Raw genomic sequence first — 24,582 nt, forward strand, 5'->3', positions numbered from 1 at the left:
TCAGTTCTCATCTGGAGCTCACACGTGAAAACCTTCCGCAACCTCGTTGCGGCGGCCTTGGGCTGCGGGCTGTTCCTGGCCCTCAGTTCGACCGCCGCGCTCGCGCACGACACGCTCAAGAGCAGCTCGCCTGCCAAGAACGCCCAGGTCACCAAGATCGAGAGCATCGAGCTGGTGTTCTCTGGCCGCATCCGCTTCCCGACCGTCGTCCTGCACGACGCGCAGGGCAAGCAGGTCACGCTCGACCCGCCCGAGGCCGTCGGCGACAAGGTCACCGCCCGGGTCCCGCAGCCGCCGGCGCCTGGTGCCTACACCATCGCCTGGCGGGTCGTCTCCTCCGACGGCCACCCGATCGAGGGGGAGATTCCCTTCACCCTCGCCGGCCCGAACGGCGCACCCGTGGCCTCCCAACCGGCCGCCACGCCCCAGACCGCCGCATCCACCGGGGTTCCCGTGTGGGTCTGGGTGGGTCTGGTGGTTCTCGTCATCCTCGGGGCAGGCACGGCACTCCTGACCAGGCGTTCCAGGAAATCTGAGGATTTGTCCCAACAATAGGGATAAGTGGGCGGATCCTGGAGTGCAGAGGGGGATGATAGGGGCCATTCGCCAGGAGGCTGGTCGATGTGGCAGAGCAAACGAATGGGGACTACCTGGTGTGGCCACCGAACCGGTACGAGGTGCGTTGGGAGATACCCGACGGCGGCGTGCAGAGCGAGGCGTACAGCTATCCGACCTGGGCGCGCGAGGCCGCGCGCAAGCTGCACGAAGGCGGCTGGGCGACCGGCGTGCACGTCGTGCGGCTGAAGGACGGGCAGATGCTGTTCGACCCCGGTCATGGCGTGGAGGTACCGATCGACGAGTGGTAAGTCCCCGGGCCGCCTCTTGACCCGAAATTAGGTTTGCCTACACTAAGTCCGTCACAGCAGAAGGAGCGGACCAGTGTGGGACAACGTCTTTCCCAGCTTCCTGATCGGCCTGCGTGAGGGGTTGGAAGCGGGACTCGTCGTCTCCGTTCTGGTCGCCACGCTGGTCCGATCCGATCAGCGCGCCCGCCTGCCACACGTGTGGACGGGCGTGCTTGCGGCCATCGGCCTGTCGCTGGCATTCGGCGCGGTGCTCACGTTCACCTCGGCGAACCTGCCGGGCAAGGCGCAGGAGGCCTTCGGCGGCATCCTCAGCCTGATCGCCGTGGTGTTCGTCACAGCGATGGTGTTCTGGATGCGCCGCTCGGCGCGCAGCTTCTCCGGTCAGCTCAAGGAGAAGGTGACCGCGGCCCTGCAGATGGGCGCGGGCGTGCTGATCGTCACGTCCTTCCTGGCCGTGGGCCGCGAGGGGCTGGAGACCGCGCTGTTCCTGTGGACCACCGCCCAGGCCGCGGGCGAGTCCGTGGGGCCGCTGATCGGCGCGGCCGTCGGCCTGGTGCTGGCCGCCGCGCTGTGCTGGGGCCTGTACCGGAAGGTGCTGAAGCTCAACCTGACGCGGTTCTTCACCATCACCGGCACGGTCCTGATCGTCGTCGCCGCGGGCGTGCTCGCCTACGGCTTCCGCGACCTACAGGAGAGCGGGCTGCTGCCCGGCGGCGAATCCTTCGCCTTCAACCTGCCCATCGACCCGGGCACCTGGTACGCCACGCTCGTCCAGGGCACGCTGAACCTCCAGCCGAAGATGACCTGGCTGCAGGTGATCGCCTACGTGGCCTACGCGGTCATCACGATGACGATCTTCCTGCGCCAGCCGGGCCCCGCGGCTCCCGCCGCCTCCCCCGCTTCCGAGGAGAAGAAGGCCCGCAGGGTCCCGGCCTGGAGCGTTCCCGTCGCGGTCGTCGCGGTTCCCGCCGTGATCGCCGTCGGGGTGATCGCCGTGTCCGGCAAGAAGCAGGAGAACGTGGCGGCAGCCGTACAGGTGTCTGCGCAGAACTGCGGGAAGGGCTTCACCACGCCCAAGCCGGGGCGGCAGGTGTTCCAGGTGCGCAACACGGGCGACCGTACCGCCGAGGTCTACCTGATCGACCCGGCCACCAACGCCGTCTACGGCGAGGTGGAGGGCATCGCGCCCGGCACGACGCGGAGCCTGGTCGCCACGATCGGCAACGGCTCCTACGCCTGGCGCTGCGTGCCCAACGGCGGCGCCTCCGTCACCTCGGCGGCGGTCCGCGTCAGCGGCGGCTCGACCGGCACCGCGGTCATCCCGGTGCCGGAGAAGGAACTGGAGCAGCCGCTGGCGGCCTACAAGGCCTACGTGGACAAGGGCCTGGCCGAGCTGGAGGGGGATACCTCCCGCCTGCATTCCGACCTGGCCGACGGCGACGTCAAGAAGGCCAAGAAGGACTGGCTGACCGCGCATCTGCGCTACGCCTCGCTCGGCGCGGCCTACGGCACGTTCGCCGACTTCGACGGCAAGATCAACGGCCGTACGGCGGGCCTGCCCGGCGGCGTCGACGACAAGGACTTCACCGGATTCCACCGCCTGGAGTACGGCCTGTGGCACGACGAGTCCGCCTCGTCGCTGGCCAAGGTGGCCAAGCAGCTGTCGGACGACGTGACCGCGCTGCGCAAGGACTTCCCCAAGCAGGACTTCGACGCCGGCGACCTGGCGCTGCGCACCCACGAGATCCTGGAGAACACCCTGCACCAGGACCTGACCGGATCCACCGACTACGGCAGTGGCAGCACGCTGGCCACCGCCAAGGCCAACCTCGACGGCACCCAGGTGCTGCTCGACCTGCTGCGCCCGCTCGTCGACGCACGCAACCCCAAGGTCACCCCCGCGGTCGACACCTGGATGAAGCGTACGGCGGAGCTGCTGCGTGACCCCAAGCCGCTCGGAGAGCTCACCCAGCCCGAGCGCCAGAGGCTCAACGGAACCGTGAGCCAGCTGCTCGAAGAGCTCGCCCCCATCCCTGACCTGCTCGAGATTCGGAAAGCCGGATGACATCCCAGACGGACCGCCGGTCCTTCATGAAGGCCGTGTTCGGGACCGGAGCCATGCTGGCCACCGGCGCAGTCACGGCTTCCTCCACCGCTTCCTCCCCCGCCGAGGCGGCCGTCGCGTCCGCCGTGGCCTTCCACGGGCCGCACCAGGCGGGCGTGGTGACGCCGGCCCAGCGCGCGGCCGCGTTCGTCTCCTTCGACGTCATCGCGGCGAACAAGGCGGAGCTGGCCGAGCTGTTCAAGACCATCACCGCTCGCGCCCGCTTCCTGACGGCCGGCGGCGCGCCCGAGGACCTGGGCGTCGGCGCCCCGCCCTCCGACAGCGGCACCCTCGGGCCCGAGGTCCCCGCCGACAACCTCACCGTCACCGTCGGCGTGGGCGACTCGCTCTTCGACTCCCGCTACGGGCTGTCGGCGCTCAAACCGGCCAAGCTCAAGCCGATGCGCACGTTCCCCAACGACGATCTCAACCCGGCCGAGTGCCACGGTGACCTGTCGCTGCAGCTGTGCGCGGACAACGCCGACACCGTGCTGCACGCGCTGCGCGACATCTGCCGCCACACGCGCGGCGGCATGCAGATCAAGTGGCGCATCGACGGCTTCGCCAACCCGGCCAGGCCCACGGGCACCCAGCGCAACTTCCTCGGCTTCAAGGACGGCATCTCCAACCCCGTCTCCACCGAGCAGGACAAGCTCATCTGGGCTGCCGCGGGCGAACCGGCCTGGGCGGCCGGCGGGACGTACCAGGTGATCCGCATCATCCGGATGCTCGTGGAGTTCTGGGACAGGGTGTCGCTGTCGGAGCAGGAGAAGATGATCGGCCGTCGCCGCGACACGGGCGCGCCCCTGGACGGTGCCACGGAGCGGGACATCCCCAACTACGGCAAGGACCCCGAGGGCGAGGCGATCCCGCTGGACGCCCACATCCGCCTCGCCAACCCCCGCCAGGCGCAGACGGACGGCCAGCGCATGCTGCGCCGTGGCTACAACTACGACCGGGGCATCGACAAGGTGGGCAACCTCGACATGGGCCTGGCCTTCTGCTCCTACCAGCAGGACGTGGTCCGCCAGTTCGAGGCCACCCAGGAACGCCTCATCGACGAACCCCTCGTGGACTACATCACTCCCACCGGGGGCGGCTACTTCTACGTCCTCCCCGGCATCCAGAACGCCAACGACTGGCTCGGCCGCACCCTCCTCGCCTAGCCCTTCGACCTGTCCACTACGCGGGCCCATCCAGCTCCCGGGCTCGCCCGGCACCCGTGGCGCCGCACGCGACGCCCCACCCCTCCCCTCGCGCTGGCGGTCGCCCTCCGGCGCGAGGTCCACCCCTTGCCCTGCCACGAGACATGCGAATCCGCGCGGCACCCGCACGGACATCGCCGGCATCAGCTGGCCCGCTCGATCGTGGCGGGGCTCGCCCCCTTACGGAGCCCGTCGAGCATGACGGCCAGCAGCTGGTCACGATGCGCGGGCGTCCGCTCCGATGCCCAGGCGACCGACGCGATCAGGGAGAAGAGCACGGAAGCGTCGAGATCGGGCCGGACCGCTCCCGCCTGCTGGGCTTTGGCCAGTAGTTGCGCACCGGCGTCCTTGACGGCCTGGCAGGTGGCGTGGAGATCGGACGCGGGGTCGTCGAGGCTGTCGACGAGGGCGTCGACCAGACCGCGGTAGGTCATGGCGTGCTCGACCGCGCCGTCGAGCCAGGTGCTCAGGGCCTCGTCCGGCGCCGGAGAGGTGAGGAGCTCATCCGCGCGGGTGCGCAGGCCGCGCAGGCTCTCGCCCAGCAATGCCTCCAGCAGCGCCTGACGAGTCGGGAAATGCCGGTAGAGGGTCACGTTGCCGACCCCGGCGTTGCGCGCGATGTCGTTCAGGGAGGCGCCGACGCCGTGCTCGGCGAAGGCCGCCTGGGCGGCCGTCAGCAGGCGCTCGTAGTTCCGTCGCGCATCTTTACGCCCCGCCGCCATGGACCCTCCACACGTTTGCCAAAACGAGGAACCTCCTCATATCTTAGCTCACCAGAACCGAGGAGGTTCCTCGTTTTGTCCGCTGAGGAGAGCCATGAACGAACCCCGGCCCGCCCGCCAGCGCCACCCCGGCCTGGTGCTCGCCATCGTGCTGATCTGCCAGACGATGTTCATCCTGGACACCAACGTGGTGAACATCGCCCTCCCCGACATCCAGCGCGACCTCGGCTTCTCCGCGCCTGGCCTGTCCTGGGTGCTCAACGCCTACATGCTCGCCTTCGGCGGACTGCTGCTGCTCGGCGGTCGCGCGGGCGACATCCTCGGCCAGCGGCGGGCCCTGATCGGCGGGGTCGTGGTCTTCACCGTCGCCTCCCTGGCCGGCGGGCTGGCCACCTCGGCCGGGATGCTGCTTGCCGCCCGCGCGGCTCAGGGGATCGGCGCCGCCGTTTCCGCACCGACCGTGCTCGCCCTGATCACCGTCGGCTTCCCTGAACCCGCACGCAGGGCGCGGGCGCTGGGGGCCTACGCGGCGGTGTCAGGCTCCGGCGCGGCGATCGGCCTCATCGCCGGCGGCATGCTCACCGACTGGATCTCCTGGCGGTGGGTGCTGTTCATCAACGTGCCGATCGGTGTCGTCCTGCTGATCCTGGCCCCGCTGTTCATCGCCGAGACCGGTCGCAACCCGGGGCGCTTCGACCTGGCCGGTTCGCTGACCTCGACGCTCGGCATGACCGCGCTCGTCTACGGCTTCATCCGCGCCGCCGAGCAGGGCTTCGGCGACGCGATCACCCTTGGCGCGCTCGGCGCGGCCGCCGTCCTGCTGGTGCTGTTCGTGGCCGTCGAGTCTCGCGCCCGGCAGCCGATCGTCCCGCTGCGGCTGTTCTCCGACCGCAACCGCGCCGCTGGTTACCTCGTGCTGCTGTTCGTCCTGGCCGCCGGCAACGGGATGTTCTTCTTCCTCACCCAGTTCCTGCAGCAGGTCCGGGGGTACGGCCCGCTGCAGGCGGGATTCGCCTTCGTGCCGCTGGCCGTCTTGATCCTGGTCTCTTCCAGCGTGGCGGCCAGGCTGCTGCCACGCGTGGGTGCCAAGGCGCTGATCGCCGTCGGCGCCGCGGCGATCAGCGTGGCCCTGCTGTGGATGACGCGGCTGACGCCCCAGGCCGCCTACGCCGCGGCGCTGCTCGGGCCGATGCTGATCGCCGGTCTCGGTATGGGCGTCCTGCTGGTGGGGGCCACCACCGTGCTGTCCTCCGATATTCGCGCCGAGGACGCCGGGGCCGCCTCCGGCCTGCTCAACGTCATGCAGCAGATCGGCGGCGCGCTGGGGCTGGCCATCCTCGTCACCGTGTTCGGCGCCGCCACCCGCGCTTCACGCGGGACGGCTCACGAGGTCCTCACAGGGGGGATCACCACGGCCTTCACCGTCGGGTCGGCGTTCACCGCCTGCACGATCCTGCTCGCCCTGGCCATGAGGACTCCTCAACCTCCCGTCGCCGAACCCGCACCCACGGAACAACTCACCCGATAACGCCCGACGCTCATATCCATGCCTCCTCGCAGCTGACCGCCCAGGGCCAAGCAGAGGAACGGCATGCCCCCACCAAGGCCAGGGGGAACGGCGGGCCCATGCCAAGGTCGCGGGGACTGCGGGTGGGAGGGGTTAGTGGGGGACGCGGCCGATGCCGCCCAGGGCTTCGGGGGCGGATTCGGGGAAGAGGGTGCCGGGGACGGGGCGCCAGTCGGCGACGGGGACGAGGCCTGGCTCCAGTAGTTCGAGGCCGTCGAAGAGGGCGCGGATCTCCTGCCGGGTACGGACCCGTACCGGGTGGGTGCTTCGGCTGTAGATGGCCTGGCCGACTTCGAGCTCCTCGCGCGGGATGGTGTCGGCGCACACGTGGGTGAGGGCGATGTGGCTGCCGGGAGCCAGCGCGTCGCGAAGCCGCGCGACATGCTGACCGGCGTCGTTCTCGACGATGAAGTGCAGGACCGCGACCGTGAGGACGCCGATGGGACGGGTGAGGTCGAGAGCCGCCTCCTGGCTGGCGAGGATGGCTTCCGGCTCCCGGAGATCTCCGGCGATGGTGACCACGCCGGGCCGGTCCAGCCACGCCCTGCCGTACACGACGACGATCGGATCGCTGTCCACGTAGACCACGCGCGCGTCCGGGTTGACCTCCCGGACCACCTCGTGCGTGTTGGGGCTCATGGGCAGACCGCAGCCGATGTCGAGGAACTGGGTGATGCCCGCCTCGGCCATGACGCGGGCGGCCCGCAGCACGAAACCGCGGTTGGCCTTGGCCGACGCCTGCACGGTCGGGAACCGCGACATCAGGATGCGCACCGCTTCCCGGTCGGCGTGGAAGTGCTCGGGACCGCCGAGCAGGTAGTTGTAGACCCTTGCGGAGGAGGCGGTCTGCCCGTCGATGCTGGATCGCGTCAAGGCCCAGGCCTCCTTCGGGGTGGGAGCGGCGATGATCTACGGCTTGCCGAAGTACAGGAGCATATGTCGCCCGCCCCTCACCAAGCCACCACGCCACCCCACCACACGTGGCAAAGAGGAAAGGGGCGCGCACCGGAGAAAGCAGGTGCGCGCCCCTGAGGGAGAGTGGTCAGCGGAGGGAGAGGGCTCGGGAGATGGTGCGGAAGAGGTCCGTCTGGTCCGTCACGCCGAGGACGTTGGAGGCCTGCGGGCCCTGGGCGGCGATGCGCACCTGGGTGCCCGTGTGCTCCTGCGAGGCGCCGGGAGTGTTGGTGGCGTAGTTGATCTTCATGGGCGCGTCGTCCGCGGTGATGAGGGTGGCCGTCTGGCCGGGGCTCTGCGCCTCGAGCGGGATGATCTGGCTGGTGTGCCCGTGGTCCGCCGTCACGACGACGAGCGTGTCGCGGTGGCCGCGGGCGTAGTCGAGCGCCACCTTCACGGCGTTGTCGAACTCGACGTTCTCCCCGATCTGCCCGCACGGGTCGGCGGCGTGGTCGCGCTTGTCGATCGAGGCGCCCTCGATCTGCAGGAAGAAGCCGCGCCGCCCACGCCCCTCGAGCAGGGAGATCGCCTTGGTCGCCATCTCCGACAGGTGGGGCGCGTTCGGGTCGTAGGCCGTGTTGGTCGTGCACTTGCCCGGTGCCGTGCCGCCGACCTTGGCCAGCGGGCCCGTCCACTCCTGCGGCATGTTGCCGGCGGCGAACAGCCCGAGCAGCTTGGCGCCGGGCTTGGCCGCGGCGAGCCCGGCCTTGTCGGTGACGACGTTGTAGCCGGCACCCTGGGCCTGCTGGATGACCGAGCCGCCGCCGGTGACGGTCTGGTCGAAGCGCTGCTTGCCGCCGCCCAGGTACACGTCGGCGCCGGTGACGACCTCCTGCTCGGCGATGGACCCGGCGCCACCCTTGGCCTTGTCGTTGGCCGGGCACTTGGCCATGTCGGCCGGCCCCTGGCAGGTCCTGTCCACGACATGGGAAGCCAGTACGGCGGGCGTCGCGTCGGTCAGCTCGGCGGTCGTGACGTCACCGGTGCGGTACCCGGCCTGCTTGGCCAGCTCGAGCAGCGTCGACTGCGGGGCGCCGTCCGGCGTGACGGAGATGGCACCGTTGTAGGTCTTGTGGCCCGTCGCCCAGCCCGTCCCGCTGGCGGCGGAGTCGGTGACGTAGTCGGGCTTGTTCGGAGCGTCCTTGTTCACGGCATACGTCGTGTAAGCCCCGGTGAACGGGAGCGCGTCCATGTTGAGCCGCCCGGCGGCCCCCTTGGCGTAGTTACGGGCGATGGTGATCTCCGAGTCGCCCATCCCGTCGCCGATCAGCAGGATGACGTTGCGCGCATGCCCGCCGTAGGACGCGGACCTGATCTCGTCCGTCCGATCCCCGTCGGAGGCCCCCGCCAGGCTCGGCACCGCCACGGCGGCCAGCAGTCCCGCCGCCACCACAGTCAGCGCCTTACGGCGCCCCTTGATCCCCAACACGTCGGATCTCCTCGCATCAAACTCGTACAAACAGGGAGAAGACCACCAGACCCCCATGACCCACTCCCACCACTCCCGTGAACCCCAGGTGAACACTGAGATCATGTACGGCGCGTGAAGGTCACGACCCGGCAGAGATCGCGTAGTACCCGGCATAGGCCGCGGTCGCCCGCGCGTAGAGGGCCTCCGGGGCGACCCGCCCGAAGCGACGGACGTCGAAGGGCGCGAGGTCCATCCCGGGATCCCCGTCCACGATCCACCCCGCCATCGCCAGCCCCGCACCCCCGGAGGCCGCGATCCCGGAGGAGAACCCTCAGCAGTGGAAGAGGTTGGCCACCCCGGCGTCCGGCCCCATCAGCGGCTCGGCATCCGGCGAGAACGGGATCGGCCCGTTGACCATGGTGTGGATCCGATGATCACGATCTCCGCCATGCCACGACGGTAATGGTTGGCTACCTTTCGGGCAATCCCCAGACCACCATGCGGGTCCTGTCGCCGCGATAGACGTCGCGGCCGAACTCCACCGGCCGGTCGGCCTCGTCGTAGGCGATCCGCTCGACGAACATCAGCGGCGCGCCCTCCTCGATCTCCAGCGCCGAGGCCTCGTCGGGCCCCGCCAGGATCGGCTCCAGGTACTCCACGGCCCTGATCGGCGTCTCGCCGTACAGCGAGCGCAGCAACTGGTGTATCGACCCCTCCAGCGGGTGGTCGAGCAGGCCGGGGAAGCGCTCCGCCGCGTAGTAGGTGTGCTCGAGGGCGACCGGCCTGCCCTCGGCAAGCCGTACCCGGACGATCTCGTGCAGCGGCTCGCCCGGCTCGATCGCCAGCGCGGCGGCGACAGCGGGGCCGGCGGAGCGCGCGGTCGCCGATAGGACCCGCGCGACGATCTCTATCCCCTGCTCGCGCTGCTCGTCGGCCAGGCCGGAGAAGCGCGACAGGTTGCGGTCGAGCTTGGGCTCGGCCACGAACGTGCCGCCGCCCCTGCCCACGGTCCGCGACACGTGGCCGTGCCGCTGCAGGTCGCGCAGCGCCTGGCGGAGGGTGTCGCGGCTGACGCCGAGCTCGCGGGCCAGCTCCCGCTCGGCGGGCAGCCGGTCGCCGGGGCTCAGCTCGCCGGAGGCGATCGCGGCCACGACGGCGTCGGCGATCTGCGCGTACAGCGGCCCGCGCGCCTCGTCGAGTTCCAGCGGCCCGATCACCGCCCCACCATACCCGGCCAAGAAAAGGTACGTACCTTACGGGCGCCGGAACGTCGCACGTGCCGAAGATCCGGATGCACCTCGATCCGCGGCACGTGCGATCCCCTCCTCGCGGCAGCCGACTCCACCCTGCGCCCGCGGCCAGGCGGCCCACATGAGTACCCCCTACTCAGTCTTGACAAATTTATTTGTCGGTAGCACTCTGGGATCACCCTAAGAGGAGGAACCCATGGACAGGATCACGTCGAAGGACGGCACCCCGATCGCGCTGGACCGGCTGGGCGAGGGACCCTCCGTGGTCCTGGTCGACGGCGCCCTGTGCCACCGCAAGGCAGGACCGAACGGCGCGCTGGCCCAGGCCCTGGCCAAGCACTTCACCGTGTACACCTACGACCGCAGGGGCCGCGGCGACAGCGGCGACACCCTCCCGTTCGCGCCCGAGCGCGAGATCGAGGACCTGGCCGCGGTGATCGACGCGGCGGGCGGCTACGCCAGGGTGTACGGGATCTCCTCGGGCGCCGCGCTGGCGCTGGAGGCCGCCGAGAGCGGGCTGCCGATCACGAAGCTGGCCGTCTTCGAGCCGCCGTTCTTCGTCGACGCGACCCGCCCGCCGATCCCCGCCGACTACGTCCGCCACATGGACGAACTGGTCGCCACCGGCCGGCGCGGCAAGGCGGTCAAGTACTTCATGCGCGCCGGGGTGAAGCTGCCCGCGCCCGTGGTTGCCCTGATGCCGCTCATGCCCGCCTGGTCCGGGCTGAAGGCGGTCGCGCACACGCTGCCGTACGACGTCTCCTTCGTGGCGGACTACGAGCAGGGCCGGCCGTACCCCGCGGATGCCTGGGCGAACGTGACGATCCCGGCGATCGCCATCGACGGCGGCAAGAGCCCGGCCTGGATGCGCACCGCTGTGCGGACGCTGGCCGAGCACCTGCCCAACGCCGATTACGTGACGCTGCCCGGCCAGACCCACATCGTCAAGGCAGAGGCGCTCGCTCCGGTCCTTGAGCGCTTCTTCGGCTGATGCAGGCTTTTGCCTTGGCTTCTCTCGGGCATATGACTTCAACCCCGACACGCTGTCCGCGCGCTCCCACTCCGAGTACGACGCCAGCCTCGGACTGATCGAGATGATCAAGGAGGACCTGGTGGCCGAGCGGGTCGCCGTGGCCAGCTACACCGAGATCATCCAATGGCTGGGCGACAAGGACATCACCACCCGCCGGGTCTTCGAGGAGCTGCTGGCCAAGGAGGAGGAGCACGCCGAGGACATGCAGAGCCTCCTCGAGCGCATCCCCTCCTGACCTTCGCTACGCCTCCGGCCCGCCTTCGTGCATGACCGGCCGGACCTCGACAGCCGAGTGGCGGGCGTCGGGGATCAGCGCCGCCAGCTCGATCGCCCGCTCCTTGGACTCGCAGTCGACCACGTAGTAACCGCAGAAGAACTCCTCCGAGGCCTGGGCCGGACCGTCGGTCCCGACGGTCCGGCCGTCGCGCACGCGGACAGTGACCGTCTGCGACGGGTCGGCCAGGGCGACCGTGGTGACCATCTCGCCGGATTTGATGATGGTCTCGATGAGCTCCTCGTGACCGCGGTAGATCTCGTCGCGCTGCTCCTCCGTCAGCGACTCGAACTGCTTGGGGTTCAGGTTCATCACCAGCAAATACTTCATCTGATTCGCTCCTTTCACCCCTGGGTCGGAGCGGGCGGCGCGTTCTCTACCCGCTCGGCTCAGAAGATGACGGGAAGTTCGAGCAGCCCGCCCGTGAGCGTGTCCTCCTGCTGGCGCAGCTCCTCCACCGGTACGGCCGGCCGCATGCCGGGGAAGCGCGGGATGAGCCGCGAGAAGACCACCTCCAGCTCGATCTTGGCCAGCGGCGCCCCGATGCAGTAGCGGGAGCCGTGGCCGAAGGACAGGTGCCCGGCCGCCTGCCTGGTGACCTCGAAACGGTCGGGGTCGGCGAACTCCTTCTCGTCGTGATTGGCCGCGCCCACGTCCAGCAGGACCAGCTCGCCCGCCTCGATCGCCACACCGCCCAGCTCGAAGCGGGTCCTGGCATAGCGGGGGATGCCGCCGCCACCGATGTTCGTGCGCGGCGCCCGCATGATCTCGTCGATGGCCCGCGGGATCAGGCCCGGGTCGGCCCGCAGCGCCTCCCACTGGTCGCGGTTGGCCAGCAGGTGCAGCGCGCCCAGACCGATCTGCACGACCGTGGTCTCGTGCCCGGCGAACAGCAGGTTCATCCCGCGCATCGCGATCTCGTCGTCGTCGGTGCCGGGCACGTCGAGCAGCCTGGTGATCACGTCGTCGCGGGGTTCGTCGCGTTTGCGGTGCACGAGGCGCTTGCCGTACTCGTAGAGCTCGGTCAGCCCGCGCATGGACAGCTCGTTGTCGCGGGTGTTGCCGGCCGCCTGCGTCCAGGCGCGGAACTGCTCGCGATCCTCGTACGGCACGCCGAGCAGCTCGCAGATGACCAGGATCGGCAGCGGCGTGGCGACCGCCGCCTGCAGGTCGGCAGGTGAGCCGTGCTCGGCCAGGTCATCGAGGAGGCCGTCGGCCAGCGCCTCGACACGGGGGCGCAGCGCGCGCATGCGCTTCGGGGAGAAGTGCGGCTGGAGCTGGGCGCGCATCCTGGCGTGGTCGGCGTGCTCGGTGGCGAAGTCGCCCAAGGGGCCGCCGAACAGGGCGGAGTCGCCGATCCGTGCGGCGTTGTCCGGATCCGGGTGTGAGCGTCCCAGGCGCGGGTCGTCGAGCAGGGCGCGCACCTCTTCGTAACCGGTGACGAGCCAGGCCTCGTGCCCCACCCGGGTACGGATCCGGTGGATGGGACCTTCGCGCTGAAGCTCGGGCCCGAGCGGCAAGTTGTTTACTCGCATATAAACAAAGCTACTTGTAGACTTTGGAGTTAACAAGAGGAGCGTGGATGGAAACCGTACGGCGCATGCGCCGAGCCGAGCGGCGCGAGCAGATCCTGGGCGCCGCGACCCGCGCGTTCGCCTCCCGGGGCTACGCGGCGACCAGCCTGGACGACGTGGCCGCCGAGGCCGGGATCAGCCGCGTGATCCTCTACCGGCACTTCGAGTCCAAGAACGAGCTCTACCGCGCCATCCTCGATCGGGCCTGCACGCGCCTGGCCGAACGGGTGAGCTCGGCGGGATATTCGGGCGAGACGATCCCCGCGCTGGTGCGGGCGGCCGGCGAGGACCCGGACGGGTTCCGGCTGCTGTTCCGTTACGCGGCGCGCGAGCCGGAGTTCCGCGACTTCGTCGACGTGTTCACCACGGAGTCGATCGAGATCGCCCGGGTGAACCTGGCCGAGCGGATCCCGGACCCGGCGTGGCTGGGCTGGGCCGCCCAGCTCACCTTCGCCGTGACGATCGAGGGGGTCATCGCCTGGCTCGACAACGGCAGGCCCGACCCCGAGACGGCGGCCGAGCGGATCTCGCTGGCCCTGCGCGGCGTGATCGAGGCGGCTTCTCACTCTCAGGAGTGAGGTGAACTTCAGTCGCGGCGGCGATCACGGCGCCGGGTGCGGAACGCCACGATGAGTGCGTTGCCCCTGCTCAAGGAGACCACTCATGAACAATCGCGCCGCCTTCGTCGTCGCTCCCCTGCTCGTGCTTGCCTATGGCCTGATCCGGATCGTGGACGGGCTCGACGGGAGCCGCGGGCCGGGGATCGCCTGGACCACCGGACATCTGGCCTTCCTCGGCGCGCTGGCACTCTTTATCCCGATATTTCTGGAGATGCGGAGGATGCTGGGCCGGACCAGGCTGGCCACGCTCTCCGTCATCGTCGGAGTCGTGGGGATCGCCTGTGCCGGGGCGCAGTTCGCGATCGACATCGTGGTCGGGTTCACGGCGTCCTCGCACGAGGCCATGGGCCCGCTGTTCGACCAGGTCAAGGCCGTGCCCGGGGTGTCGCTCGCGGTCTACGTCGCCGGGCCTTTCCTGTTCTACGCCGGGCAGCTCGCGCTGGTCGTCCAGCTGGCGGTCGCCCGCCGCGTCAAGGCGTGGACGCCGGTGCTGGTGCTGGTCGACCTCGTGATTCCGGTGCTCGAGAAGGACCTCATCCCGGTCGGCGCGCTGTGCCTGCTGGTGTCCTTCGTGCCGCTGATCCGCCGTACGGAGTCTGGGGCGCGGCACGCGCTCGCCCATGTGTGAGGAAAGATGGGGCCTTATGTCCGATCTGCCGGTTGTTGAGGGAGCGCGTCGGTGGGTCCGGGCGCTCCCTCCGCTCTGGGTGGACGGGGCGCTGGCCGTACTGGTACTCGTGGCGCAGATGTGGCCGTTCCTGACGCAGGAGAACGACCAGAGCGTGGCGTGGAGCCGGCTGGGGTACGTCGTCGTGGTCGTCGCGTCGGTGCCGGTGGTGTGGCGGCGGCGGGCGCCGATCGCCACGCTGCTGGTCTCGCTGATCGCGATCTCGTTCTACGACGTGACCGAGCCCGTGCCCTCGCAGCCGGTGTGGTACTCCAGCCTGATCGGGCTCTACACGGTGGCCGTCTACAGCAGGCGGTGGCCGCGGCTCATCGTCGTGGTGCTGTCCATCGGGGGGATGCTGCTCCTGGTGGGCTCCTCGACCACGGCGATCCGCGGCATACTCGGCGCCATCGCGGCCTACGCCATCGGCCGCGCCACCGCCACCTCCCGCGCCCACGCCGCCACCCTCGCCGAGCGGGCCGAGCATCTCGACCTCGCGCGGCGGCTCGAAGCCGAGCGAGCCGACCACCTCGACCGCGCCCGCCGGCTCGAAGCCGAGCGGGCCGAGCGGCTGGAGCGGGAGCGGGCGGTGGAGGCCGAGCGGGCGGCGGAGCGGGAGCGGGCCAGGATCGCCCGGGACATGCACGACATCCTCGCCCACGCCGTCAGCCTCATGGTCGTGCAGGCCGAAGCGGGACCCGTGGTCGTGCGCAGCGACCCGGACCGCGCCGAGGCCGCCTTCGACGCCATCGCCGCCGCCGGCCGCGACGCGATGGAGCAGCTGCGCCGCATGCTGGGCGTGCTCAAGGACAAGGAAGAGTCGCCCCGCGCGCCCCAGCCGACCATCGACGACCTGCCCGCCCTGATCGCCGGGACCGGGCTCGAGGTGGACTACACCGTCTCCGGCATCCCGGGAACGCTGCCACCGGACACCGCGGTGGCCGCCTACCGGATCACGCAGGAGGCGCTCACCAACATCGTCAAGCACTCCGGCGCCGACCGCGCCGAGATCACGCTCACCTGGGAGGACGACACCCTGATGATCGACATCACCGACGACGGCCACGGCGCGGCCCGCGCGCTGCCCTCCGGAGGCAACGGCCTGATCGGCATCCGCGAGCGCGCCGCCGCCTGCGGCGGCACCGCCACCGCCGGTCCCCGCGCCGACGGCCGGGGCTTCCGGGTCACCGTACGGCTGCCGCTGGCCCGACCGTGACGGCGACGGTACGGGTGGTCGTGGCCGACGACCAGGAACTGGTGCGAGGCGGGTTCGCGATGATCCTGGCCGCGCAGCCCGACATCGACGTGGTGGCCGAGGCGGGCGACGGCGTCGAGGCCGTGGCCGCGGTCCGCGAGCACGACCCGGACCTGCTGCTCCTGGACATCCGCATGCCCAGGATGGACGGCATCGAGGCGGCCAGGATCGTGTGCGCGGAGACGGGCTGCAAGGTGCTCATGCTCACCACGTTCGACCACGACGACTACGTCTACGACGCGCTGCGGGCAGGAGCCAGCGGGTTCCTGCTCAAGGACGTGCGCCGCGACGACCTGGTCAACGCCGTGCGCGTGGTGGCGGGCGGCGAGGCCCTGCTGGCGCCCGCGGTCACCCGCCGCCTGATCTCCGAGTTCGCCGCCAGGCCCGCGCCCAGGCCCACGCGGGAGCTGGCCGTACTGACAGCCAGGGAGCGCGAGACGCTGCAGCTCATCGCCCGCGGCCTGTCCAACGCGGAGATCGCGGAAACCCTGGTGGTGACGGAGCACACGGTCAAGACCCACGTCAGCAACCTGCTCACCAAGCTCGGCCTGCGCGACCGGGTGCAAGCAGTGATCCTGGCCTACGAATCAGGTGTCACCATTCCGGGTAGTGACTAATTCACTGATCGGTGGATCGTCGGGCGCGACAGGTGATGCAATGGTCGGGCCCTACCATTCGAGGAGCATCGTTTGAAGGACAACCTCGACCTCGCCGCGAGCGCGCAGCAGCTGGCCGACAACGCGCCCGCCGGGTCACTGGACCGTGCCGCGGCCGCGTCCGTGGCGATCACCCTGGCCACGACGCGCGACGTCGACCAGGCCAGGCAGCAACTCGGCGGCGTCTCACCCGACGACGTACGGCAAGCGGCCCTCGACCTGTTCGAGCGCCTGGCGGCCGGCTAGAGCCCGCGCCCGTATTCGACCTGCGGCAGCAGGTTCCCATCGCCGAAGTCCCAGCCGCGGGTCTCACCCGACTCGGCGAACCCGCATTTGGCGTAGAAGCGGCGTGACTGTGCCGTGTCCCGCAACGTCCACAGATGGACGTGCCGGTATCCGTCCTCCCTCAACCGGTCGATCGCGGCCGCCATGAGGAACGCCGTGACACCGGTACCCCAGCCGTCGGGGTGGGCGAAGCAGGAGTGGATCTCGGCCGATCCGGGACGGGTGGGCGACTCACCGATGAAGGCGAAGGCCAGCGGCCGCCCGCCGAGCGCGCCCAGCAGGACGGCGCCCTTGCGCTCGGCCAGCACCGCGGGCCACTTCGTGCGGCGATGCCGCACGGCCTGGGCGAAGAATTCCGGCGCGAAGAAGGGGCCGTAGGCGGCCAGCCACGAGGAGGCGTGGATCTCGCCGATCGTGTCGGCATCCGCCGCCGAAGCCTGGAACGTCGTGAAATCCATGGAGATCACTCTAGGTCTGGCGGAAGGCGAGGGCGGTGGTGAAGGCGAGGAGGAGCATCGCTGCCAGCAGAGCCGCCCATACGGCCACGTGCAGGTGGAGGGCGGCGCCGACGAAGGCGCCGAGGAACATGGCGACGATCGACACCAGGCGGCGTCTGCTCGGCGGGCCCGGTGGGTCGGCCGCCAGGCCGGTCAGCGTGGTGGTGATGACGTTGGTGGCCAGGTCGGGGACCGCCAGAGCGCGGACCGTGCCCATCTGCAGGCCCTCGCCGAACCCCAGCAGGGCGATCAGCACCATCCTCGGCGCCGGGTGGGAGTGACCGAACGTGAGCGTCACGACGAGCGCGGCGCCCACGAGCAGGGTCTGTGTGCCGACGGCGACCTCGAACACGCGGGCCCGGCGGCCGGTGGGCGCGGGCAGGTTGCGGGTGAGACGGCCTGCCGCCCAGGCGCCCACGGCGAAGGCCGCGATGGCGAGCAGGGACGCCCACGCGTCCGAGGTCTGGTAACCGGCCAGGCCGAAGCCGAGGAAGACCACGTTGCCGGTCATGTTCGCCACGAAGACCTGGCCGAGCCCGAGAAAGCTGACCGCGTCGACCATGCCGGTGACCACGGTCAGCATGACCAGCAGGTGGCCGTGACGCTCCGGCAGATCGGGGAACAGCCAGCGCCGAATCACCCGAGCGGGATGCGCAGCGACACCGCTCCCCGCAGGTCGAGCCAGGCGGCGTCGGGCCCGCGGACCAGCCGCAGGACGACCTCCTCGCACCCGGGGCAGCGCGCGACCAGCCCGGGGTCGGGGCCGTACACGCGCAGCGAGGCGACCGGCCCGGCCAGGCCGCACGAGGCGCACCTGCCGACCGCGGCGGAGACGTCGACGGCGAAGATCTCGCCCAGCGGGCCCGCCAATGCGTTGCCGTCCACGTAGTCAGCGGTCATGTCAGTCTCCCGTCGGGCCGAAGCGTTCTGTTCTGATGCGGGCGGGATCGTGGCCCAGCTGCTGGAGCAGCTCGGCGGCCGCCTCGACGAACCCGGTCGGGCCGCACACGAAGCAGTCGGCCTCCCGGTAGGGGCCCAGGTCGGCGGCGGTGAGGCGGCCTGCCGTACGGGCCCAGCCATCAGGGGTGGCGCGCGTGTAGGCGAGCGTGACGTCCAGCTCGCGGGGCGGGTCGCGCAGCTCGCCGGCGTAGTAGAGCTGCCCCGGGTCGCGCAGCGAGTAGACCAGGCGGAACGGGGTGGCCGGGCCGGCCGTACGGCGTTGCCTGATCATGGCCATCAGCGGCACGATGCCCGCGCCGCCCGCGACCAGCAGCACCGGCGCGGAGGCGGCGGGCCGCCAGACGAACCAGCCGCCGACCGGGCCGCGCAGCTCGAGCGAGTCACCCGGCTCCATGACCTCGGTCAGGTACGGCGAGACCTCGCCGTCTGCCACGCGCTGCACGGTCAGCTCGATGCGGTCGCCGTCGGCGGGCGCGGCCAGGGAGTAGCTGCGGCGTGCCTGGTAGCCGTCGTCAGCGGTCAGCCGCACGTCCAGGTGCTGCCCCGCCAGGTGCCCGGGCCAGCCGGGAGCCTCGAGAACCAGCGTGCGGGCGGTGGCGGTCTCGTCGCGCACCTTGACCAGGCGCGCCTCCCGCCAGGTCAGCCGGGCCATCAGTCGCCCTCGTAACGCTGCTCGCGCCACGGGTCGCCGTAGTTGTGGTAGCCGGCGGTCTCCCAGAAGCCCGGCCAGTCCTGATCCATCAGCCGGATGCCGTGCACCCACTTGGCCGACTTCCAGAAGTACAGGTGCGGCACCAGCAGCCGGGCGGGCCCGCCGTGCTGGGGCGCCAGTTCCTCGCCGTCGTAGCGGTAGACGATCCAGGCCTTGCCGTCCAGCAGGTCCTCGACGGGCAGGTTGGTGGTGTAGCCGCCGTAGGAGTAGATGAGCGCGTATTCGGCGGCGCTGTCGACGTTCTCGAAGAGCACGTCCAGCGAGACGCCCTGCCAGCTGGTGTCCAGCTTCGACCAGGTGGTCACGCAGTGGATGTCCACGGTGGGCGTCTCGTACGGCAGGGCCGTGAGCTCCTGCCAGGTCCACCGGTGCACCTGGTCCGTCTCGGTGTCGATGGTGAACTCCCACCGGTCGAGCGGCACGTGCGGCGTGGGCCCGGCCGACAGGACGGGGAAGTCCTCGGTCAGGTACTGGCCGGGTGGTAGCCGCTCGTCACTTCTGTGCTTGCCGCGAAATCCGCGGGAGATGATCCCCATGTGTGCCTCCAGACCGATTGTGCATGGCCGAGATCAGCGAACACGGGCAGGCGCGCGCGGGGCATCGCGTGAATGCGCCAGATCAGCCGCGCAGGTGGTCGACCAGCCGCTCGATCTGCGTGGCGAAGTGGTCGGCGAACTCGGGCGAGGCGGGGTCCTGGTCGAAGACGGCGCGCACGAGCTGCGGGAAGGAGATGCCGGCCGCGGCCACCGCGAAGAGCGCCACGAGCAGCGCGGCGGGGTCGAGGTCGGCGGGGAACTCGCCGTCTTCCTGCCGTTTGCGCAGTTCCTCAACGTTGCGCCGCATCTCCTCGGTGAAGCGGGGGTCGGGCTCGGACTCCGACAGCCCCTCCCACAGCATGAGCTTGCCGAAGTCGCGGTAGGTGGCGTTGGCGCGCACGTAGCCGGCGGCCAGCTTGCCGAGCGAGGCCGACCGGTCGGCGAACATGCTCTCCTCGCTCTGCCACCGGCTGGTCAGCGCGCGATAGAGGCCTTCCTTGCCGCCGAAGTAGTAGGAGATCAGCTGCTTGTTGACGCCCGCGCGGTCGGCGATCTCGCTGACGCGGGCGCCGGCGAACCCCTTGGCCGCGAACTCCGCCACGGCGGCCTGCAGGATCCGGGCCTTGGTGCGCTCGGGGTCCCGCTGCTTCTCCTCGGGTGCTCGTCTCATGCTGTCCATACTATCAACCATCCGGATGGTTGACAGAATCATCCAGACGGGTGATAGTTGCGGCATGAGACCTCACATCGCGATCATCGGCGGCGGAATCGGCGGGCTGTGCCTGGCCCAGGGACTGAAGAAGGCGGGCCACCGGGTCACCGTCTACGAGCGGGACCGCACTTCCGGCGACCGGCTGCAGGGCTACCGGGTGCACATCGATCCGAACGGCGCCCGCGCCCTGCGCGACTGCCTGCCCGGCCACCTGTGGCAGGCCTTCCTCGACACGGCCGGGGTCAGCGGCCAGGACTTCGGCTTCCTGACCGAGCGGATGGAGCGGCTGCTGCTCATCGAGACGGCCAAGGCGGCCGACCCGGCCGACGACCACCACTCCGTCAGCCGCATCACGCTCCGGCAGGTGCTGCTGTCGGGCATGGAGGACGTGGTGCGCTTCGGCAAGACCTTCGAGCGGTACGAGCGCCTGGCCGACGGGCGCGTCAGGCTGTTCTTCGAGGACGGCACCAGCGAGACGGCCGACATCGTGGTCGCGGCCGACGGCGGCAACTCGCGGGTACGCAAGCAGTACCTGCCGCACGCCCAGCGCGTCGACACGCACATCACCACGATCGCCGGCAAGTTCCCGCTCACGCCGCAGACCAAGCGCCTGGTCGCCGACCGGCTCGTGGCCGGGCCCAACAGCGTCATCCCGCCCGTGGGCATGGGCCTGTTCTGCGCCCCGCACGAGCTCGGCGACGACGTCCCGCGCGCAGGGATCGGCTCGACCGAGCAGGCCGGGGCGCTGATGGACAACACCGGTAGCTACGTTCTCTGGGCCTTCGGCGCGACCATCGACCGCTTCCCGCCCGACATTTCCGAAATGTCAGGCAAGCAGCTGAAGGACACCGTGGTGCGGATGATCCAGACCTGGCACCCAGACCTGCGGAAGCTGGTCGAGCTGTCGCACCCGGACACGGTGTCGCTGCTGCCGATCCGCACCTCGATCCCGATCGAGCCGTGGCAGGCGAGCAACATCACGTTGCTGGGCGACGCGATCCACAGCATGACCCCGATGCGCGGCATCGGCGCCAACACGGCGCTGCGCGACGCCCGCCTGCTCTGCCAGGCCCTGACCAGCGGCCAGGACCCGGTGCGGGCCATCGCGGGCTACGAGGAGCGGATGCGGGAGTACGGCTTCGCCGCGGTGCGCGACTCGATGAAGGCGTCCGAGCAGTTCGTCGGCGGCAGCCGCCTGGCCAGGATGGGCTTCAAGACCTTCCTGCGCGTCGCGCAGCGCTTCCCCAGGCTCAAGGCGAAGGTGTTCTCCTGATGACGCCGATCCACCGGTCGGCGACCTCTCCCCACTGGGCGCGCAGGGCGGGCTCGGCCACCTCGATCTCCGCGAGCATCTCGGAGACGTCGCGGCCGAGCCGCTCGGAGTCGTCCTTGGCCCAGGCCCGGGCCGCGTCAAGCAGCACCTCGGGGTGGAACTGCACGCCCCACGCCGACGAGCCCAGGCGGAAGGCCTGGTGCGGGAAGTCGGCGTCCCACAGCAGCGGCACCGCGCCGGGCGGCAGCACGCTGATCTCGTCCCAGTGCCACTGCACGGCCACCGCGTCCGCGGGGAGTCCGGCGAACAGCGGATCCTCGGCGGCGGCGGGATGCGCGCGCAAGGGGAACAGGCCGACCTGGTGCCGGTCCGCCACCCGAACCTCTCCCCCGCAGGCGGCGGCCAGCAGTTGCCCGCCCAGGCACACGCCCAGCGTCGGCAGCTCGGTGCGCACCGCCTCGCGCAGCAGCTCCTGGGCCCGCGGCAGCCACGGCGCGATCTCCACGTCGTAGGTGCCTGGGGTGCCGCCGAGCACGAGCAGCCCGCCGTACCCCTGCAAATCCTGTGGAAGCGAATCGCCGCGGAACGGGCAGCGCAGGTCGAGCGGGATGCCCGCGGCGGCGATGCGCGAGCCGATCAGGCCGGGGCCGGTGCCGTCCTCGTGCTGGATGGCCAGGATCACAGCCGCCCCGCAGCGATGATCGACTTCAGGAACATGCGCGTACGCTCCTCGACCGGGTCGGTGAAGATCTGGGACGGTGGCCCCTGCTCGAGCAGGCTGCCCTGGTGCAGGAAGCACACCTTGTCGGCCACCTCCTTGGCGAAGGACATCTCGTGGGTGGCCAGCAGCATGGTCAGGCCCTCCTGCGCCAGTTGCCTGACGATGCCGAGCACCTCGGCGACCAGCTCGGGGTCGAGCGCCGCGGTGATCTCGTCGAGCAGCAGGACGCGCGGCTCCATGGCCAGCGTGCGCACGATCGCCACGCGCTGCTGCTGGCCGCCGGACAGCCGGTCGGGGAAGGCCTTGGCCTTGTCGGCCAGGCCGACCCGCTCGAGCAGCGCCATGCCCTTCTCGGCCGCCTGGGCCTTGCTGAGGCCGCCGAGCTTGACGGGGGCGAGCGTGACGTTGTCGAGCACGCTCATGTGCGGGAACAGGTTGTAGCTCTGGAAGACCATGCCGACGTCGCGGCGCAGCAGGTCGACGTCGACCCCGGCGCCGGAGACGACCTCGCCGTCCAGCGTGACCCGGCCGCCGTCGATCGGCTCCAGCGCGTTGACGCAGCGCAGCAGCGTGGACTTGCCGCTGCCTGAGGCGCCGATGAGGCAGATGACCTGGTGCTGCTCGACCGACAGGTCGATGCCGCGCAGCACCTCGTGCTCGCCGTAGCTCTTGCGCAGGTCGGAGATCTCGAGGAAGGCCATCATGACCCCTTGGCCTTGTCGCGGGCGATGAGCCGGTCGACGAACCGCGCCTGCGGGATGGTGATCAGGATGAACAGGCCAGCCACCACGGTCACCGATGACAGGTTGAAGTGGTTGGCGGAGAAGATCTTGGCCTGGTTGAAGGCGTCGATCGTGCCGATCACGTTGACCAGCGCGGTGTCCTTCTGCAGCCCGATGAAGTCGTTGAGCAGCGGCGGGATCACCCGCTTGGTCGCCTGCGGCACCACGACGTGTCGCATGGTGGCCAGGTAGGAGAAGCCGAGCGAGCGGGAGGCCGCGACCTGGCTCGGGTGCACCGACTCGATGCCGGAGCGGAACACCTCGGCCACGTAGGCGCCGTAGACGATGGTCAGCGCGAGGATGGCGTACCAGGTCTGGCTCAGCCCCGACAGCACGGGGATCTGCGCGATGGGCAGCCCGAACCCGATCAGGTAGATCACGATGATCGCGGGGACGGCCCTGATCACGTCGATGTAGGCGACGGCCAGCGCCCTGATCGGCCGGCCCACGCGGCCGGGGGCGAGCCGGGCCAGTGCCAGGATCAGGCCCCAGACCAGCACGAACACCTGCGCCACGACGGCGATGAAGAGGTTCGTGCCGAAGGCCTTGATGATGTCGAGGGTGCTGGTTCCGATCAGCTCGCCCTGGAAGAACGTCCGCTGCACCGCGGCGTCGTTGGCCAGCACGAACATCACCAGCGCCAGCGCGCACAGGACCGCGAAGGCCGTGCCGGCCGCGGTCCACGCCGACTCGCGCACGCGCGCGGCCAGCGCCCGCTTCTCCACGACGTCGCCGCACGCGGCGCACCGTCCCGAGCAGCGCCAGGCCTCCACGGCGGGCTTGAAGACGAGCAGTACGGCTGCCGCCGCCGCGACGGCCACGGCGCCGAAGGCCCACTTCCACGACCCGGTGGCGGACTGGAAGATCTCGGCCGCCACCAGCCAGGTCGCCACCGTGGCCACGGTCGCGGCGCCGAGCCCGAACAGGGCCAGGCCGCGGGCCGGCCGGGGGACGGGCTGCGCCGTGGCCCGCCGTACGGTGACGGCGCTCACGAAGCCTGCCACTGCGGGATGGCCGCCGGGTCGCCGCCGAAGGCCTTGCTCAGGTAGTCGGCGGAGAGCTTGTCGAGCGTGCCATCGGACTTCATCTGGTCGATGATCTTGTTGATCGTGTCGGCGTTGGCGGAGTCCTTCGGGTAGAGGGCGCCGTAGGACTCGCCGGTCTCGAACTGGCCGGCGACCTTGAGCAGGCCGTTGGACTTCTGCGCGGAGCCGAGCATGATCGCCACGTCCTGGAGGGCGGCGTCGATCTGGCCGGCCTGGAGGGCGGCGCTCATCTCCGGGTCGTTGGCGAAGACCTTGGGCTGCTGCTCGGGCTTGAGCGTCTTGGCGACCCACAACGCGCCGGCCGTGCCCTGCTTGACGCCCAGGCGCAGCTTCCTGACGTTGGCGGCCGAGACGTCGGAGCCGCTCTTGATCATGACGCCGATGTTGGAGGCGAAGTAGGGGGCCGAGAAGTTGACGACCTTCTTGCGCTCGTCGGTGATGGAGATCTCGGCCAGCGCCATGTCGAAGTGCTGGGTGCGGCCGGAGACCAGCGCGTCGAACGGGGTGTTCTCGATCGCCAGCTTGGACAGGCCGGCCCGGTAGGCGATGTTGGCGGCCATGCAGTACTCGTAGCCGTCCTTGATCTGGGCCACGGTGTCGCCGTTCCACCAGCCAGGCGAGGGCAGGTCGCCCTGGACGCTCAGCGTGTCGGCCACGACGGGGTTGAGCTTGAACTCGCCGCGCTTGCCGCTGACCTTGCAGTTGCCGTAGGAGTCGCCGCTGGCCTCGGTGGTGTTGGCGGAGGAGGATCCGCCGCAACCCGAGGCGAGCAGGAGCGCCACCAGCCCCGCGGTGGCGACGGCGGTTGAACGAAGGGTGACCATGTCGCGCATCTCTCCAGGTAGGGGACCTGAACTCTTGCAAAAGCGTTTTGGCATCGTCAATAGTGTTTGCCAAAAC

At 70.3% G+C, this 24,582-nt stretch carries 30 protein-coding genes; 13 read left to right on the plus strand and 17 right to left on the minus strand.

Going from position 1 to position 24,582, the window contains the following annotated elements:
- The first annotated feature begins 24 nt into the window (after positions 1–24).
- The 4 genes from ACIBHX_RS38535 to efeB all read left to right on the plus strand — a co-directional run bounded on the left by ACIBHX_RS38535 (position 25) and on the right by efeB (position 4,136).
- Positions 25–555 (plus strand): copper resistance protein CopC, encoded by a 531-nt coding sequence (locus tag ACIBHX_RS38535; protein ID WP_397072389.1) that lies wholly within the window; start codon positions 25–27, stop codon positions 553–555.
- Positions 556–623: 68 nt separating this feature from the next.
- Positions 624–866 (plus strand): hypothetical protein, encoded by a 243-nt coding sequence (locus tag ACIBHX_RS38540; protein WP_397072390.1) that lies wholly within the window; start codon positions 624–626, stop codon positions 864–866.
- A gap of 73 nt (positions 867–939) precedes the next feature.
- Positions 940–2,931 (plus strand): iron uptake transporter permease EfeU, encoded by a 1,992-nt coding sequence (gene efeU, locus ACIBHX_RS38545; protein WP_397072391.1) that lies wholly within the window; start codon positions 940–942, stop codon positions 2,929–2,931.
- Positions 2,928–4,136 (plus strand): iron uptake transporter deferrochelatase/peroxidase subunit, encoded by a 1,209-nt coding sequence (gene efeB, locus ACIBHX_RS38550; RefSeq protein WP_397072392.1) that lies wholly within the window; start codon positions 2,928–2,930, stop codon positions 4,134–4,136. Before efeU ends, efeB begins: the two co-directional genes overlap by 4 nt.
- A gap of 182 nt (positions 4,137–4,318) precedes the next feature.
- Here the strand turns inward: efeB and ACIBHX_RS38555 are convergent, their stop codons facing one another.
- A complete protein-coding gene (locus tag ACIBHX_RS38555; RefSeq protein WP_397072393.1) occupies positions 4,319–4,897 on the minus strand; it encodes a TetR/AcrR family transcriptional regulator in 579 nt (192 codons plus the stop codon).
- A gap of 94 nt (positions 4,898–4,991) precedes the next feature.
- Here ACIBHX_RS38555 and ACIBHX_RS38560 point away from each other — a divergent pair, with 94 nt between their 5' ends.
- Positions 4,992–6,425: an MFS transporter gene (locus ACIBHX_RS38560; protein WP_397072394.1), complete on the plus strand. Its 1,434-nt coding sequence runs from the start codon at positions 4,992–4,994 to the stop codon at positions 6,423–6,425.
- A 132-nt stretch (positions 6,426–6,557) separates the two neighbouring features.
- Here the strand turns inward: ACIBHX_RS38560 and ACIBHX_RS38565 are convergent, their stop codons facing one another.
- From ACIBHX_RS38565 to ACIBHX_RS38580, 4 genes are all read right to left on the minus strand, one after another.
- Positions 6,558–7,337 carry an SAM-dependent methyltransferase gene (locus ACIBHX_RS38565; protein WP_397072395.1) on the minus strand — a complete coding sequence of 260 codons (780 nt, stop codon included), beginning with the start codon at positions 7,335–7,337 and terminating at the stop codon, positions 6,558–6,560.
- 169 nt (positions 7,338–7,506) lie between these two features.
- Positions 7,507–8,847: an alkaline phosphatase gene (gene phoA / locus ACIBHX_RS38570; RefSeq protein ID WP_397072396.1), complete on the minus strand. Its 1,341-nt coding sequence runs from the start codon at positions 8,845–8,847 to the stop codon at positions 7,507–7,509.
- A gap of 121 nt (positions 8,848–8,968) precedes the next feature.
- Complete coding sequence (locus ACIBHX_RS38575) at positions 8,969–9,115, minus strand: hypothetical protein (RefSeq protein WP_397072397.1); 147 nt, start codon at positions 9,113–9,115, stop codon at positions 8,969–8,971.
- A gap of 184 nt (positions 9,116–9,299) precedes the next feature.
- Positions 9,300–10,046, minus strand: coding sequence for a GntR family transcriptional regulator (locus tag ACIBHX_RS38580; RefSeq protein WP_397072398.1), 747 nt, complete (start codon positions 10,044–10,046; stop codon positions 9,300–9,302).
- A 229-nt stretch (positions 10,047–10,275) separates the two neighbouring features.
- Between ACIBHX_RS38580 and ACIBHX_RS38585 the strand changes: the two genes are divergently transcribed.
- Together ACIBHX_RS38585 and ACIBHX_RS38590 are read left to right on the plus strand one after the other, a co-directional pair.
- Entirely contained in the window at positions 10,276–11,070 is a 795-nt protein-coding gene (locus ACIBHX_RS38585; protein WP_397072399.1) for an alpha/beta fold hydrolase, read from the plus strand.
- Between the two features lie 103 nt (positions 11,071–11,173).
- Entirely contained in the window at positions 11,174–11,347 is a 174-nt protein-coding gene (locus ACIBHX_RS38590) for a ferritin-like domain-containing protein (RefSeq protein ID WP_397072400.1), read from the plus strand.
- 6 nt (positions 11,348–11,353) lie between these two features.
- On the opposite strand, the gene ACIBHX_RS38595 is transcribed toward ACIBHX_RS38590, so the two are convergent.
- The gene (locus ACIBHX_RS38595; protein ID WP_397072401.1) at positions 11,354–11,716 is read right to left on the minus strand and encodes a YciI family protein; all 363 of its coding nucleotides are present in this window, start codon (positions 11,714–11,716) and stop codon (positions 11,354–11,356) included.
- Positions 11,717–11,775: 59 nt separating this feature from the next.
- The gene (locus tag ACIBHX_RS38600; protein ID WP_397072402.1) at positions 11,776–12,921 is read right to left on the minus strand and encodes a cytochrome P450; all 1,146 of its coding nucleotides are present in this window, start codon (positions 12,919–12,921) and stop codon (positions 11,776–11,778) included.
- Between the two features lie 47 nt (positions 12,922–12,968).
- On the opposite strand from ACIBHX_RS38600, the gene ACIBHX_RS38605 reads away from it, so the two are divergent.
- The 5 genes from ACIBHX_RS38605 (at position 12,969) to ACIBHX_RS38625 (ending at position 16,404) form a co-directional block, all read left to right on the plus strand.
- Positions 12,969–13,538 carry a TetR/AcrR family transcriptional regulator gene (locus tag ACIBHX_RS38605; RefSeq protein WP_397072403.1) on the plus strand — a complete coding sequence of 190 codons (570 nt, stop codon included), beginning with the start codon at positions 12,969–12,971 and terminating at the stop codon, positions 13,536–13,538.
- An 85-nt stretch (positions 13,539–13,623) separates the two neighbouring features.
- A complete protein-coding gene (locus ACIBHX_RS38610) occupies positions 13,624–14,208 on the plus strand; it encodes a hypothetical protein (protein WP_397072404.1) in 585 nt (194 codons plus the stop codon).
- Between the two features lie 16 nt (positions 14,209–14,224).
- Positions 14,225–15,463, plus strand: coding sequence for a sensor histidine kinase (locus ACIBHX_RS38615; RefSeq protein WP_397072405.1), 1,239 nt, complete (start codon positions 14,225–14,227; stop codon positions 15,461–15,463).
- Positions 15,460–16,119 carry a response regulator gene (locus ACIBHX_RS38620; RefSeq protein ID WP_397072406.1) on the plus strand — a complete coding sequence of 220 codons (660 nt, stop codon included), beginning with the start codon at positions 15,460–15,462 and terminating at the stop codon, positions 16,117–16,119. Before ACIBHX_RS38615 ends, ACIBHX_RS38620 begins: the two co-directional genes overlap by 4 nt.
- Before the next feature lie 72 nt (positions 16,120–16,191).
- Complete coding sequence (locus tag ACIBHX_RS38625) at positions 16,192–16,404, plus strand: hypothetical protein (RefSeq protein ID WP_397072407.1); 213 nt, start codon at positions 16,192–16,194, stop codon at positions 16,402–16,404.
- Here ACIBHX_RS38625 and ACIBHX_RS38630 read toward each other — a convergent pair.
- The 6 genes from ACIBHX_RS38630 to ACIBHX_RS38655 all read right to left on the minus strand — a co-directional run bounded on the left by ACIBHX_RS38630 (position 16,401) and on the right by ACIBHX_RS38655 (position 19,818).
- Positions 16,401–16,901, minus strand: coding sequence for a GNAT family N-acetyltransferase (locus ACIBHX_RS38630; protein WP_397072408.1), 501 nt, complete (start codon positions 16,899–16,901; stop codon positions 16,401–16,403). The genes ACIBHX_RS38625 and ACIBHX_RS38630 overlap by 4 nt on opposite strands.
- 10 nt (positions 16,902–16,911) lie before the next feature.
- Positions 16,912–17,580 carry a YoaK family protein gene (locus ACIBHX_RS38635; RefSeq protein WP_397072409.1) on the minus strand — a complete coding sequence of 223 codons (669 nt, stop codon included), beginning with the start codon at positions 17,578–17,580 and terminating at the stop codon, positions 16,912–16,914.
- Entirely contained in the window at positions 17,577–17,840 is a 264-nt protein-coding gene (locus ACIBHX_RS38640; protein WP_397072410.1) for a DUF6510 family protein, read from the minus strand. The genes ACIBHX_RS38635 and ACIBHX_RS38640 overlap by 4 nt, the downstream gene beginning before the upstream one ends.
- Position 17,841: 1 nt before the next feature.
- Positions 17,842–18,552 carry a ferredoxin reductase gene (locus tag ACIBHX_RS38645; protein ID WP_397072411.1) on the minus strand — a complete coding sequence of 237 codons (711 nt, stop codon included), beginning with the start codon at positions 18,550–18,552 and terminating at the stop codon, positions 17,842–17,844.
- On the minus strand, positions 18,552–19,148 hold the full coding sequence (locus ACIBHX_RS38650; RefSeq protein ID WP_397072412.1) for a sulfite oxidase-like oxidoreductase: 597 nt from the start codon (positions 19,146–19,148) through the stop codon (positions 18,552–18,554). Before ACIBHX_RS38650 ends, ACIBHX_RS38645 begins: the two co-directional genes overlap by 1 nt.
- A gap of 82 nt (positions 19,149–19,230) precedes the next feature.
- The gene (locus ACIBHX_RS38655; protein WP_397072413.1) at positions 19,231–19,818 is read right to left on the minus strand and encodes a TetR/AcrR family transcriptional regulator; all 588 of its coding nucleotides are present in this window, start codon (positions 19,816–19,818) and stop codon (positions 19,231–19,233) included.
- 64 nt (positions 19,819–19,882) lie between these two features.
- Here ACIBHX_RS38655 and ACIBHX_RS38660 point away from each other — a divergent pair, with 64 nt between their 5' ends.
- Positions 19,883–21,133 carry an FAD-dependent oxidoreductase gene (locus ACIBHX_RS38660; RefSeq protein ID WP_397072414.1) on the plus strand — a complete coding sequence of 417 codons (1,251 nt, stop codon included), beginning with the start codon at positions 19,883–19,885 and terminating at the stop codon, positions 21,131–21,133.
- On the opposite strand, the gene ACIBHX_RS38665 is transcribed toward ACIBHX_RS38660, so the two are convergent.
- Genes ACIBHX_RS38665 through ACIBHX_RS38680 form a run of 4 tightly spaced genes read right to left on the minus strand, consistent with a single transcriptional unit; the run spans position 21,111 to position 24,506 of the window.
- Positions 21,111–21,815 (minus strand): type 1 glutamine amidotransferase, encoded by a 705-nt coding sequence (locus ACIBHX_RS38665; protein WP_397072415.1) that lies wholly within the window; start codon positions 21,813–21,815, stop codon positions 21,111–21,113. The genes ACIBHX_RS38660 and ACIBHX_RS38665 overlap by 23 nt on opposite strands.
- Positions 21,812–22,558, minus strand: a complete 747-nt coding sequence (locus ACIBHX_RS38670; RefSeq protein ID WP_397072416.1) for an amino acid ABC transporter ATP-binding protein — start codon at positions 22,556–22,558, stop codon at positions 21,812–21,814. Before ACIBHX_RS38670 ends, ACIBHX_RS38665 begins: the two co-directional genes overlap by 4 nt.
- Positions 22,555–23,628, minus strand: coding sequence for an amino acid ABC transporter permease (locus ACIBHX_RS38675; protein ID WP_397072417.1), 1,074 nt, complete (start codon positions 23,626–23,628; stop codon positions 22,555–22,557). Before ACIBHX_RS38675 ends, ACIBHX_RS38670 begins: the two co-directional genes overlap by 4 nt.
- Positions 23,625–24,506: an ABC transporter substrate-binding protein gene (locus ACIBHX_RS38680; RefSeq protein ID WP_397072418.1), complete on the minus strand. Its 882-nt coding sequence runs from the start codon at positions 24,504–24,506 to the stop codon at positions 23,625–23,627. Before ACIBHX_RS38680 ends, ACIBHX_RS38675 begins: the two co-directional genes overlap by 4 nt.
- Positions 24,507–24,582: the final 76 nt, after the last annotated feature.

Origin of the sequence: Nonomuraea sp. NPDC050536, from assembly GCF_044457685.1 — a bacterium.
GTDB lineage: Bacteria > Actinomycetota > Actinomycetes > Streptosporangiales > Streptosporangiaceae > Nonomuraea.

Excerpts from the sequence above, each read along its gene's own strand:
- ACIBHX_RS38575 (WP_397072397.1), bottom strand. The coding sequence starts at position 9,115 with ATGGCGGGGTGGATCGTGGACGGGGATCCCGGGATGGACCTCGCGCCC.
- ACIBHX_RS38555 (WP_397072393.1), bottom strand. The coding sequence starts at position 4,897 with ATGGCGGCGGGGCGTAAAGATGCGCGACGGAACTACGAGCGCCTGCTG.
- ACIBHX_RS38660 (WP_397072414.1), top strand. The coding sequence starts at position 19,883 with ATGAGACCTCACATCGCGATCATCGGCGGCGGAATCGGCGGGCTGTGC.
- ACIBHX_RS38615 (WP_397072405.1), top strand. The coding sequence starts at position 14,225 with ATGTCCGATCTGCCGGTTGTTGAGGGAGCGCGTCGGTGGGTCCGGGCG.
- ACIBHX_RS38590 (WP_397072400.1), top strand. The coding sequence starts at position 11,174 with ATGATCAAGGAGGACCTGGTGGCCGAGCGGGTCGCCGTGGCCAGCTAC.
- ACIBHX_RS38600 (WP_397072402.1), bottom strand. The coding sequence starts at position 12,921 with ATGCGAGTAAACAACTTGCCGCTCGGGCCCGAGCTTCAGCGCGAAGGT.
- ACIBHX_RS38680 (WP_397072418.1), bottom strand. The coding sequence starts at position 24,506 with ATGGTCACCCTTCGTTCAACCGCCGTCGCCACCGCGGGGCTGGTGGCG.
- ACIBHX_RS38605 (WP_397072403.1), top strand. The coding sequence starts at position 12,969 with ATGGAAACCGTACGGCGCATGCGCCGAGCCGAGCGGCGCGAGCAGATC.
- ACIBHX_RS38670 (WP_397072416.1), bottom strand. The coding sequence starts at position 22,558 with ATGATGGCCTTCCTCGAGATCTCCGACCTGCGCAAGAGCTACGGCGAG.
- ACIBHX_RS38655 (WP_397072413.1), bottom strand. The coding sequence starts at position 19,818 with ATGAGACGAGCACCCGAGGAGAAGCAGCGGGACCCCGAGCGCACCAAG.
- ACIBHX_RS38595 (WP_397072401.1), bottom strand. The coding sequence starts at position 11,716 with ATGAAGTATTTGCTGGTGATGAACCTGAACCCCAAGCAGTTCGAGTCG.
- ACIBHX_RS38650 (WP_397072412.1), bottom strand. The coding sequence starts at position 19,148 with ATGGGGATCATCTCCCGCGGATTTCGCGGCAAGCACAGAAGTGACGAG.
- ACIBHX_RS38640 (WP_397072410.1), bottom strand. The coding sequence starts at position 17,840 with ATGACCGCTGACTACGTGGACGGCAACGCATTGGCGGGCCCGCTGGGC.
- efeB (WP_397072392.1), top strand. The coding sequence starts at position 2,928 with ATGACATCCCAGACGGACCGCCGGTCCTTCATGAAGGCCGTGTTCGGG.
- ACIBHX_RS38585 (WP_397072399.1), top strand. The coding sequence starts at position 10,276 with ATGGACAGGATCACGTCGAAGGACGGCACCCCGATCGCGCTGGACCGG.
- ACIBHX_RS38645 (WP_397072411.1), bottom strand. The coding sequence starts at position 18,552 with ATGGCCCGGCTGACCTGGCGGGAGGCGCGCCTGGTCAAGGTGCGCGAC.
- ACIBHX_RS38610 (WP_397072404.1), top strand. The coding sequence starts at position 13,624 with ATGAACAATCGCGCCGCCTTCGTCGTCGCTCCCCTGCTCGTGCTTGCC.
- ACIBHX_RS38630 (WP_397072408.1), bottom strand. The coding sequence starts at position 16,901 with ATGGATTTCACGACGTTCCAGGCTTCGGCGGCGGATGCCGACACGATC.
- ACIBHX_RS38560 (WP_397072394.1), top strand. The coding sequence starts at position 4,992 with ATGAACGAACCCCGGCCCGCCCGCCAGCGCCACCCCGGCCTGGTGCTC.